The organism is Flavobacterium sp. ZT3R18 (assembly GCF_007097385.1).
In the GTDB taxonomy this organism is placed as follows: domain Bacteria; phylum Bacteroidota; class Bacteroidia; order Flavobacteriales; family Flavobacteriaceae; genus Flavobacterium.
Window position 1 is genome coordinate 82,615 of record NZ_VJZS01000017.1, and the last position, 13,555, is coordinate 96,169.

Consider the following 13,555-nt stretch of genomic DNA (forward strand, 5'->3'; position numbering starts at 1 on the left):
TAATCTAATCAAAAATGACAAAGCCATCCTAATTATAAGGGATGGCTTTGTTTTAATTATTAGTATTAAACAACTTTACTTTTTAATAAGTTGGAGTGTTTTTCGATTAGCACCTTGATTGACAATCGCAATATAAGTACCTGCGGGTAACTGCTCTCCAAATAGTATTGGTTGATTGTCGACACTTTCAAAATGTTTGATGCCTCTGCCTTGCATATCAAATACATCAACTTCAACTTTTTCAGAGCTGCCCCCCTCTATAATTATCGTAAACTCGGAATCAGTAGGGTTGGGGTATGCTATAACGTTGAATAGGACTGGTTCTATAACTTTTACAAGTTCTTTGACAACAACATCTGTTTTGACATCTGTTTTGGCAGTTGTTGTTACTGTTGTAGTTGTTGTAGGACTCATCACAACAATATCAGTACCATCTGCTTTTGGTGCATACACTACTGTAGTTGGATCGGCTGTCTCACTCACTCCAAGTTGACTATCATAAAGGACGGCACCAGTGGTTTTATTATAAATTTTCATCCTGATTTTATCGACTCCATTCGGATAGGTTTGATTTTTTCCGTCAATAACCGTTAAGATAAATGCTATTCCGCTTTGTTCTACTCCGTTTATCGAGGTTTTTCCTAGTCCTTTGTATTGTACTTTTGAGCCACTTACAACCATGTAATCATAATTTAAAGCATTAAAACCAAAGCTATAATTACTGTCATTAATTTTAAAATCAAATTGAGTTTCGCCTTTAGGATTGGTGGCGCCTTTAATATAATTTGAAGTAAATCCAAAGGTAACCTTATCGGTAAGACTCGGTTTTGCTACCAATGCTCCTGCTGGCGATACGAATGTACCTGCTCCGTAAGTATATCCGCCACTTGCATCGTAGGCTACGAAATAGGCTTCGTAATCACCATTATTTGTAGCATAGCTGGTTACTCCTTTCTGGTCGGTTATATTCATTCTTAGTTTATACACCCCAGCAGTAGTAGGTTTATACGTTCCGGATACTTTACCTACCTTACTTCCGCTTGGCTCAGCTGATACAGTTGCATTTACACTAGAACCATCAACCAGCCATTTGGCGGTGTGTTTGTTGCCGGCTACATCCCAGAAAGTACCACCAAGTGCAATCGAAGTATTTATCGGGAATGCTTTTCCGCAAACAGGACTGGATATGTTATGGGCCACGGTCACTTCATTTGTTTGGATTGCTGTATTTCCGCTGGCATCCTTAACTTTATAAGTAATCGTATAAATTCTGCCGATATCAGCATTTAAACCGGATCTTTCGGCACGAAGTTGCAAATGATAGGGGTCACCACCTACATTTGTATAAACATCCTGTTCTGTGTTACCGTCTCCAAGAACATTTGGTTCATTACTCACACACGCAACTTCACAGGTAACAGCACAATTATCAGTGGCCTTATTTACTATGTAAACATCCACTAATTTATGATCTGGAGGCCAAAGACACGTTTTATCAAGAAATTGGGCGAGAATAACTGGTGCCTGAGTATCAGTGATCGTTACCGTAAAACTGCAAGTGGCTATATTACCCGCTAGATCTTTTGCTGTATAGGTTACCGTTGTTACACCTACCGGAAAAGTATCTCCCGATGAGTGTGAGTTTGTCCAGACCAATGAACCAGGTGCTGTACAATTATCCGTTGCTAACGGTGCTGTCCAAGTCACAACGGCTGAACATTTATTTAAATCATTGCTTTTTGCGATGTTTGATGGGCAACCACTAAATACCGGATTCTGAGTATCATTCACCGTTACCGTAAAACTGCAAATGACTATATTACCCGCTGCATCTTTTGCTGTATAAGTTACTGTTGTTGTACCAACAGGAAATGTACCTCCTGATGAATGTGAATTTGTCCATACCAATGAACCAGGCGCAGTACAATTATCCGTTGCTGACGGTGCTGTCCAAGTCACAACAGCTGAACAATTACCTAAACCGTTGCTCGTTGTGATGTTTGATGGGCAATAACTAAATACCGGTTTCTCAGTATCATTCACCGTTACCGTAAAGCTGCAAGTGGCTGTATTACCCGCCGCATCTGTTGCGGTATAGGTTACTGTTGTTGCCCCAACGGGGAAAGTGCTACCTGATAAATGTGATTTTACCCATACCAGAGAACCAGGCGCCGTACAATTGTCCGTTGCTGACGGTGTTGTCCAAGTTACAACAGCTGAACAATTACCTAAATCATTGCTTACTGTTATGTTTGATGGGCAATAACTAAATACTGGTTTCTCTGTATCAGTCACCGTTACCGTAAAACTGCAAGTGGCAGTATTACCTACTGCATCTGTTGCGGTGTAGTTAATCGTTGAAGTACCAACAGGGAAGATATTGCCGGACACATAAGCCGGATTATCAATAGACAAGCTTGAGCCGGTACAGTTATCACTCACAATTGGCTGCAGGTAAGTTACCCTTGAACCACACGCCCCACTGGCACAACTCACAGCCATACTAGCAGGAGAATTCGTTATCGTTGGTGCTATGTTGTCTATCACAGTAATGATAAAGCTGGCGGTACTGCTATTACCATTTACATCTGTAGCCGTATAGGTAATTGTATGTACCCCTTTATCTAATAATGTAATGCCTAAATCATTATAGGTTGCATCGTCGCTTACCAGACTTGCAACTCCACAGACATCTGTTGCGGTTGGAGCCTTCCATCCCACTAGAGCTGTACAACTATTCGAAGCCAGATAATACGTTTTGCTCACTGGTATGCTAGAAAAAAGGAAAACTGGTACTGTAACATCTTGTACAGTGACCGTAGCTGTCCCTGTATTTACGTTGCCATGCGTATCCGTTACCGTTAAGGTTACTGTGTTCGGACCAACATTGGCACAGCTAAAGGTATTAGGTGAAACACTTAGTACTAATGGATTACCGCAATTGTCGTATGAACCATTGTTCACTTGTGAAGCTGTAATGCTTGCACTGCCTGCTGCATTCAATGGAATGGTTATATTTTGTGTATTTACCACAGGCAGTGTATTATCTATAACAGTTACTGTAAAAGTACAAGTTGCACTACTGCCTTTGTCATTAGTGAATGTATAAGTAACTGTTGTATTTCCTACAGGAAAGGTATCTCCCGAATTGTGACTTGAAACAAGAGTTACAGGAAAGCAACTGTCTGCTGTTATAGAACCCCATGTTGCAATCTGTGAACAATTGGGATTGCCTGGTCCTGTATTAACTGTCACAATAGGTCCCGGGCATCCGCTGATTACCACTGCCGGTTTTACGGTAATAGTAAAAGTACAGGTATTACTACATTCATTGTCGTCTGTATAAGAATATGTTATCGTATGTGTTCCAACACCTGCTGTGGCAGGATAGAACGTGTTGCTGCTTACTCCTGTACCACTATAGGTTCCTATAACTGGTGAACCTCCCGCTAAAGAGAAAGATGGCGTGTCAGTACAAACTGCTGCGTAGGTTGGACAGGTCATAATAGGCAATGGATTGATTACGAAGTTAGTGGCAGTACGACAACCGGGAACAGCTGAACACTCAGCATAGAAAGTAGTTGTACCAGCACTGTTTGTGTTTGCCAAGCCTGATCCTACAACACCTACTGGGTTAAATGGAGAACCTGACCCAATTGATGAACCACCTGAAGATACGGTATACCAATTTAGACCATTCACTGTATAAGTTACGGTAATTTGCATATAATCTACAGTTGCTGTTCTTGCGAAAGCAGTACTAGCATTTACTGCAGATAAAACAACACCAAAACCCAGCGCATTAATTTCTGCAGGAGTCCATGTAGTTCCCCACAAATCGGCTGCACCTCCATAAGTGGCCGTTTGCAAACCTGTAGTAGGCCAATTTGTCCCAATAACCGCTTTATTAGTAGTCTGAACACCTCCTACAGCTTTCACTAAACCAACCCTGCTGTCTTGCATAAATGGCGAAGTAGTACCAGACGAGCTGCGATTAATCACAACCGCTATTCCGTTGATAGTTGCACTTGCAGGAATTGCAAAGCCGTAACTTGTACCTTGAAGGTAATGGGTAGTTGCCGAGGTTGCTACTGACATAGTTGCATAAGGCGTTCCAGATACAGTAATGTTACCAGGAGTTCCCCATGTAACTGTACCTACAGCATTATTGTCTACGCCTGTTCCGGCATTATTAGGACCAGCGCTTGCCGAACCTCCTGATGCGCATGATGAAGATGTTATTGAGCCACTTCCTCCCGCACAAATGGTAACGCCTGTCGTAATTGGAACAGGGTTAACCGTTACCGTCATTGTACTTGTTACTGCCGGACAAGGTCCGAAAGGATCATCAGTTGTCAATGTCAGTACAACCGTACCACTGGCTATGCTCGGTGTGTATGTTGAAGTCAAACTTGATGCATTATTAAAAGTACCGCCATTGTCACTACTCCAGGTAGAACTTGTGGCACCGCCGTCTCTAATCCCTGCCAATGTTATGGTTCCGCCTGCACATACCGTTTGATTTGGACCTGCATTTGCTGTAGCCGCCGGATTTATGGTTACTACCATAAAATCTGATGTACTTCCACAAGGTCCTGCGGGATCATTTGTTGTGATTGTTAAGGTTACTGTTCCTGCTGCTATATCTGTTGCAGTTGGGGTATAAATTGTACTCGTGTTTCCTGCATTTGCAAACGTACCTGTTCCGCTACTCGTCCATGTTGATGTTACACCAGTTCCGGATCTTGCCCCTGTTAATGACACTGTCGAACCGGCGCATATCGTCTGATCAACCCCCGCATTTGCTGTTGCGGCTAGGTTAATAGTAACAATCATTTGATCCGATACAGAGGCGTAACAAGATGATGACCCAAATGATTCGTCAATTGTCGTTAAGGTCAGGGTTACTGTGCCTCCTGCTGCTATTTCTGCTGCAGATGGCGTATAAGTTGCACTTACATAAGAATTAACATCATCCTGAACGAACGTCCCTGTACCACCTGTCCAAGTTCCCCTATAGGCACTTCCTCCAATTGTACCCCCCAATGTTACTATCGCAGATGATGAACAAACTGTTTGATCCACTCCCGCATCTACTGCAGCCGCATCCTGTACATTTACATAATAATATGCTGTAGATGATGACGGGCAAGAACTGGTAACGGTCATTGTTAAGATGACTGTATTACCTTCATCGAGTGGATCCGGCGTGTATTTGGGAGTCAGCGTAGTGGCATTACTGATAGAACCAAAACCATCGTGTGTCCATAATATAATTCCTCCAATTGACGCTGTCGCTCCGCTTACTGTAGCGGTTTTGTCTGAGCATATCGTTTGTGTATTATCAGGAAATGGAAGCGTAGCTGCTGTTGGCGGCGCGTCTCCAAATCCTGTTAATAAACTGGTGGGCGAATTGCTTCCTGTGGTTGTACTTGCCACAGTAATTGTAGCACCTTGTGAACCGCTACCGCTGGGTGTGAATGTAACATCATAGGTTGCAGTAGTACCAGCGTTAATTGTTGTTGAGGATAAATTACTGACAGCAAATTGAGTATCACTTGAATTAACCGTAACCCCACTGGCAGCTATAGCACCTGTATTCGTAATTGTATAGGTTATTGTTGTAGCTGCTGTACCCGGAGAAGCACAGGAACTTCCATGATTGGTTGTACCTGTAATGGCTAAGATTGGTATTTGTAATGGCGGTACCAGCTCCCCAGTACTAAGAAGTATTGGAGTACCTCCATATCCTGCAAAAGTAATTTTTGCTAATTGTAAAGCAGTTAGAGTATTATTTGCGGCACCAAAAAATATTTTCCCCCCAGTACCTGATGATCCTCCGATACCTGTCCAGCCATTAATAGTTAAGGTAGTTCCTGCCCATCCAATTCCACTACTGTTAGCAAATTTTAAAGAATGATCATTTGAACCAAAATCTATACTAGAGTTTGCATTAAGGTTTAAAGTAGATGCATTTGTAATTGTTCTACCTAGAGCTATTCCTGTTGTACTGAGTTTACCTCCATTAAGTACAAACTGAGTATTAGGGGTAGTGTTAGTAGTAGGGTTTAATCTTAATTCACCTGAAGTAATTGTTGTTGCTCCAGTGTAAGTGTTGACCGCTGACAATGTTAATATTCCAGCACCAGCCTTGGTTATTCCAGAGCCCCCTCCGCTTATTATTCCGCTTATGGAGAGATCTGTTGCTGTTGTACCGTCATTAGCAACCGTAAAAGTACGAGTAGCTCCTAACGCAACAGGTGAAGCCATGGTTGCTCCACTTGTACCTGCAGCAACATTATTTACGGTAACATTCCCGCCAAGCGTTAAAATACCAGTCCCTGTAATAACGGAACCCGCCGCCGCACCGCATTCTAAAACTGTACTTGTTGGTGTTCCAAGTGTATTTCCACCCAGAGCTAGCGTTGTGCCTGCTCTAACAGTTAATATTCCACCAACAGTTGTACTACCTGCCAGTGTTTTAGTTAAGCTACCAGAAGTAGTGAGATTGCTATACAGAAAATCCTGAACCGTCTGATTAGCCCCATTATATTCCACTGTACTTCCTGCAAAAGTGGTTAAAGTACCATCACCAGCCACAAAAAGTGAGCCGCCTATTTTTAGCACTCCTATCCCTGAAAAAGAAATTGTTCCACTGGTATTCCCTCCAGATCCCACAATATTCCCTGTAACCGTAACAGTACCAGATGTAATTGTAACCTGATGTCTAACAGCAGTACCACTGCTGGTAAACGCAATACTACCCGCATTTACTATTCCATCGCCAACCGCCAAAGTGTTAATATTTGAACTTGCTCTAGGAATAGTGATAGCACCAGTGACAGCTAAAGTGATCCCAGCATTGACATTTACAAAAGTATTAGTTGTAGCTGTGGATAAGTAGGTTAAAGAAGCACAACTAGCGGCAACAGTTACCGTAACCGTATGACCATTGGCTATCGTTACTGTATCTAACAAACCTGGAACTTTTCTGGCTGAATAGGCTGCCCCAGAAATAGCATTAGAAGCATTTCCAGTAAGGGTTAAAGACGTATTATTTGTAATAGACAAAACTGTTCCTATTAATGTAGTTCCAGCAGAATTGTATATTTTATCTCCTGGAACAATTTCTGTTAAAAATGAAGTACCAACACCAGTAACAGTTGACGAGCCGGTAGATGCAGTTATAGTACCTGTTCTTGCTACAGCAGCCCAAGTATCAACATTATTCCAATCCCCAGATGCCCTAGATGTAAAGGCCGCATCAGTAAAAAAGACCTCCGCATGCAAAAGAGATGATTGTCCGTCGGCAGTTGCGATTAAAGTAGACCCCACGCAATCATCCATACAAACAAACCAAGTGGTAACAAAATCACCATTTATATCTGCAGTAACAATCCATGGATCATGATCAGTACCTGTAGCAGGAGTTCCGTCGGCATGCAACACAATTAATGTAACTAACTCCCCAGCCTGAAAACCACTACCCGTAAGAGTTGCCGTAGTGCCAGGTATGTAATCTGACTGATCAGATGTAAGCGTTTGTCCAAAAGAGATGTTTGCAAGAAATAAATTGGCTATTAAAAATACAATAGCCAATAGTCGGGAATTACGTAAAAATGTTTTCATATTTATTGGATTAAAATAATAAAATGACAAATACTATTTGCTTAACCATAAAAATGTAAAAACGATAGAATTGGGGGTTTCTACTTTAATTCAATTATTGTAATTGAACTACTTAAATACCTAACTATAAAAATGTAATATCAATAGAATTTGGGGTTTCTATATTTGCTAAATTACTGAAAGTAAGCTACTTAAAGTGTTTAACTATTAAAATGCAATAACAATAGAATTGGGGTTTCTATCTTAACTAAATTATCGCAATGACTTACTTAAATACCTTGCTATTAAAATGCAATAATAATAGAATTTGGGGTTTCTATCTTAACTCAATTATTGCAATTGAATTACTTATAAAATGTCTAACGATTAAAATACAATATCGATAGAATTGGGGTTTGTTGTTTGTGTAAATTACTGTAATTTAACTGATTAAATAGAAATTTTCGTAGTAATTTATTAATTCTATAAAATATTAGGATAATTATGATATCTTTAAATATTTGAATACTAAGTTATATTATTCTTATATCTTATTTTGTATTTTAACTATATTATCGATAAAAGTGTTAAAAACAACTGCAAACTACATATTGCCTGATTTCGATTGAAATGAACACGATCGTATTGATCTTGAGGGCTTTATTTTTCCGTATTATGTTTCTGTTTTCAATTCATACGACTCTTCTTATGTTTGCCAAAAATTAAAAAACAGAGCATGGGTTTTAACAAGAAAGCCCATCTTCCAAATGACAAACTAGGTGGACAAACTGGACGGAATAACTTTGTGGAATAGACGATTTAATTCAAAAAAAGTACTAACAAAGTTTTAACCAAAAAAAACGCCCAACAGAAAAAAAGTCCAAATAAAAACACCACAACAACGGATAAAACGGGATTTCAACGACTTAATTTTATATTCAAAAATAGTCTTCATAATTTTGACAAATTGATTTCAATACAATGTAAATCAATAGAGTAGATCCAATAATATGTCAATTCATAAAATTGTTACTACCCCTATCTTTCCTTAAATCTACAAACTATTGTTTAAAAAAAGTGATGTGTAAATCCCCCTTTTTTTAATCATACTTCAGAATAGTAAAAAAGATTTGGGATGAAAAAATTCTATCTTAACTCGAAATTAAATGTATCGAAAACATTTAGCTTATTTTGGATTGTTTTTTTGTTTGGAAATAGCATTGTCGCCCAAACAACCACTATACCCCTTACAACACCCGGTAGCAACACATGGACAGTTCCTTGCGGAGTAACATCTATTACCATAGAAGCTTGGGGAGGTGGTGGTGCCGGTGGTGCAGCCACAATTAACCCTAGTGGAGGTTCCGGTGGTGGAGGTGGTGGTTATAGCACCGATATTATTACTGTCAGTCCCGGTCAAGTTATATCTTATACCGTTGGTGCTGGAGGTACAGGAGGCACAGGAGATGGAGGTAATGGAATTACAACTACTATACTTTCATTAATTGCCAATGGCGGTGGTGGAGGATTACAAGATATAGGCGCATTTGGTACCGGTGGAATTGCTACAGGTGGTGCGACAAACACTACAGGAGGAGACGGTTCCTTAGGATCCATCACCACTGGTGGAGCCGGTGGAGATAGTCCCAATGGAGGAACTGGTGGAGCAACAGTAAGTATAGAATCCAGTGGAAATGCTGGAACAGGACCCGGTGGTGGTGGTGGTGGTGGTTTGCTATTATCCGCGGGAGCCTCAAATGGAGGAAACGGAGCTGATGGCCAAATTAATATAATGTATACTACTCCGACTTCACTTGCGGCCCCCATCGCAGTTACACCCAGCAGCGGAATACCTATTTGCAATGGAGCGAGCACTAACCTGAATGCAACATCTGTTGGCAATACGATTAATTGGTACACAGTCGCTTCTGGAGGTATCAGTATTGGATCTTCGGCAAGTGGGGTAAATTTTTCGGTATCACCTACAACTAATACCACTTATTACGCCGAGGCACAGTCCTCCCCAGGTTGTGTCAGTTCCAGTCGAACAGCAACTGCGTTAGTGACGGTAAATGCAGTTCCTGTTATCACTACACAACCAGCAACTCCTACCGCTGTTTGTGCCGGATCTGGAACAAGATTTATCAATGTAGCGGCAACTACCCTTCCCTTAACCTATCAATGGAGAAAAAATGGCGTGAATTTAGTTACTGGAGCTCCCTATACCAATGTTACTACAGCAACACTAACTATAACCAATCCGGCCTTCTCTGAAAATGGCGCTTCTTTTGATGTAATTGTTACCAATGCACAAGGATGTATAGTGACTTCCAATGCCGTTATTTTGACGGTAAACGCTTTGCCTTCTGCGCCTACCTTAGTTACACCCAGTAGCGCAACAGGTATTTGTGCTGGAGCAAGCACCAATCTGAATGCAACCTCTACCGGTAATACAATTTATTGGTACACAGTAGCTACTGGAGGCGCAAACATTGGAACATCAGCAAGCGGGGTTAATTTTTCGGTAACCCCTGCAGCAACCACAACTTATTATGCCGAAGCGCGTAGTGCCGCGGCTTGTATTAGTTCCAGTCGTACAGCTACTGCTTTGATAACTGTAAACGCACTTGCTTCTATCACCACACAACCTGTTGCTCCTGCCGCTGTTTGCGCCGGATCCGGAATAAGAACCATTAGTGTGACTGCTACTGGAGCTTCAACGTATCAATGGAGAAAAGGTGGCGTGGATCTAACCAATGTAGCTCCTTATAGTGGAGTTACTACAGCAACGCTAACGATAACCAATCCGGCTTTCTCTGAAAACGGGGCCACTTTTAATGTGGTGATCAATGGCGCAGGCTGTCCGGTTACTTCCAATACTGTTACTTTAACGGTAAATGATGTACCTTCAGCGCCCACATCAGTTACACCTAGCAGCACATTGGTTGTTTGCGGTAGTAGCACCAACCTGAACGCAACATCAGCTGGTAATACGATTTATTGGTACACAGTAGCTACTGGAGGTGCAAATATCGGAACATCGGCAAGCGGAGCCAATTTCGCGGTATCACCAGCAACTGCCACAACTTATTATGCAGAAGCGCGTAGTGCTGCAGGTTGCATTAGTTCCAGTCGAACAGCTACTGGTTCAGTAACGGTAAATCCTATTCCTGTTATAACTGTACAACCTGTAGCTCCAGCTACTGCTTGTGCCGGATCCGGAACAACAACCATTAGTGTAACCGCAACGGGAGTAGCAACCTATCAATGGAGAAGAAATGGCGTGAATCTAACCAATGCGGCTCCTTATAGTGGAGTTACTACGGCAACACTGACCATTACCAGTCCAGCAACTACAGATAGCGGATCTTTTGATGTGGTGCTCAATAGCGCAACCTGTCCGGTTACTTCTAATGCTGTTACTTTTACGGTAAATGCCTCACCTTCGCCACCCACATCAGTTACACCCAGTAGCCCACTCTCTTTTTGCAGCGGTGCAGGAAGCGTCAATCTGAATGCCACTTCTGCCGGTAATACGATATATTGGTACACGGTAGCTACAGGAGGTGCAAGTATTGGATCATCAGCAAGTGGAGCCAATTTTTCAGTAACGCCTGCAAGTACTATCACTTATTATGCCGAAGCTCGTAACGCCGCAGGCTGTAATAGTGCACGAACCGCAACTGCTACAATAACTGTAAGTGCAACACCTATTGTTGATATTGAGTTTACTGAACGTCAGAATGACAATACCTATACCATAAATACTTGTGGTAATATAGCGGCATCCGAGAATGATCTTGATGTTTATTCGGGTAATCCAGCTGGAGTAGGTGCGCAAACTTTTGGCACTGCAACTGGACAATGGCAGGTGAGCTATAATTCAGGAGCGACCTGGCAAAATGCCCCTGGTCCTACAAGCACTACACCACAATATGTATTTGACCCTGTTTATACCACTTTTGAGAATGTTCCCGGCGTTTATTATTTCCGATTAATAATTACCAATAATGGATGTCCTGGTACCAGTGATACTATTATATTAACTGTAAATGGAACCGCTACTTTAACCCCAGGTTCCATTACCGCAAACCAAAGTTCCTGTGCAGGATTTAATCCTGCAGCATTTACCGCACCAACAGCTCCAACTGGTGGAGTTGGAAATTTTAGTTATATATGGCAATCTTCAACCGACAATATCAACTTCACCACTATTTCTGGTGCAACCGCATCTACTTATGATGCCCCTTCAATTAGCCAAACAACATACTACCGTCGTTGGGTAATTTCTGGAACAAATGGTGGTGGATGCAGTGCTGTTAGTAATACTATTACGGTTTCAGTCGGAACTCTACCAGCTCCCGTTATTGGAACTATTACACAACCCACTTGTGCTTTAGCGACAGGTAGCGTGGTGTTAAGCGGCTTGCCGGGAGGAAGCTGGACCATAAACCCGGGAAATATTGCAGGTAGTACCGTAAGCACTACGATCTCTGGACTTGCTGCCGGCACTTATAATTTTACGGTAACACAGTCATCATGTACTTCGCTAGCATCTGCCAATGTGGGTATTAATGCGCAACCAGTTACGCCAGCAGCGCCTACGGCCAGTGTAACGATACAACCTACGTGTACTACTCCAAAAGGGACAATAGTGATCACAGTTCCAGCACCGGCAGGAAATGTTACTTATACCGTAACCGGAACAGCTCCGGTTGTGGCAGCGGTAACACAAGCAGGAGCTACATTTGCAAACTTAAATCCAGGAACTTATTCGGTAACTACTACCAATTCTACATCTGGATGTACTTCAAGTGCAATAAGTCTATCGGTAAATGCAGTTCCAGCAAATCCAGCAGCACCTACGGCCAGTGTAACGATACAACCTACGTGTACTACTCCAAAAGGGACAATAGTAATCATGACACCAGCACCAGCAGGAAATGTTACTTATACCGTAACCGGAACAGCTCCGGTTGTGGCAGCGGTAACGCAAGCAGGAGCTACATTTGCAAACTTAAATCCAGGAACTTATTCGGTAACCACCACCAATACTACTACAGGATGTACTTCAAGTGCAATAAGTCTTACGGTGAATGCAGTACCGGCAAATCCAGCAGCACCAACAGCGAGTGTAACTATACAGCCTAACTGTTCAGTAGCAACTGGGACAATAGTGATTACTGCTCCAGCGCCAGCGGCTAATGTTACTTATACCGTAACAGGAACCGCTCCAGTTGTCGCAGCGGTGACACAAGCAGGGGCTACATTTGCAAACTTAAATCCAGGAACTTATTCGGTAACCACCACCAATACTACTACAGGATGTACTTCGAGTGCAATAAGTCTTACGGTGAATACAGTACCGGCAAATCCAGCTGCACCAACAGCGAGTGTAACTATACAACCTACCTGTTCAGTGGCAACTGGGACAATAGTGATTACTGCTCCAGCGCCAGCGGCTAATGTTACCTATACCGTAACAGGAACCGCTCCAGTTGTCGCAGCGGTGACACAAGCGTCAGCTACATTTGCAAACTTAAACCCGGGAACTTATTCTGTAATCACTACCAATACTACTACGGGATGTACTTCGAGTGCAATAAGCCTAACGGTAAATGCACAACCAACCACCCCAGCGGTTCCGACGCTCAGCAGCACGCCAGCGAGTTGTTTGGCAGACGGCACTAGCACGATTAGCAATTACCTCGCAGGCAACACCTATACATTTACCCCCGCAGGTCCAACGGCAGGAGTGGGCGGATTGATCAGCGGCATGACCCTTGGCACTTCGTACACCGTTACGGCTAGTAGTGGAGGTTGTACCTCTGCGGCCTCGGCTTCGTTCAGCAATGCGGCTCAGGTGGTAACCCCAGCGGTTCCGACGCTCAGCAGCACGCCAGCGAGTTGTTTGGCAGACGGCACCAGCACGATTAGCAATTACCTC

At 42.5% G+C, this 13,555-nt stretch carries 2 protein-coding genes; one reads left to right on the plus strand and one right to left on the minus strand.

All coding sequences use genetic code 11. From position 1 onward, the window contains the following. Nucleotides 1-75: 75 nt before the first annotated feature. The gene (locus FNW52_RS16010; RefSeq protein ID WP_143378475.1) at nucleotides 76-7,629 is read right to left on the minus strand and encodes an HYR domain-containing protein; all 7,554 of its coding nucleotides are present in this window, start codon (nucleotides 7,627-7,629) and stop codon (nucleotides 76-78) included. A gap of 1,114 nt (nucleotides 7,630-8,743) precedes the next feature. Between FNW52_RS16010 and FNW52_RS20860 the strand changes: the two genes are divergently transcribed. Continuing rightward, nucleotides 8,744-13,555 (plus strand): beta strand repeat-containing protein (locus tag FNW52_RS20860; protein ID WP_370511572.1); only part of this gene is annotated, 4,812 nt, incomplete at its 3' end.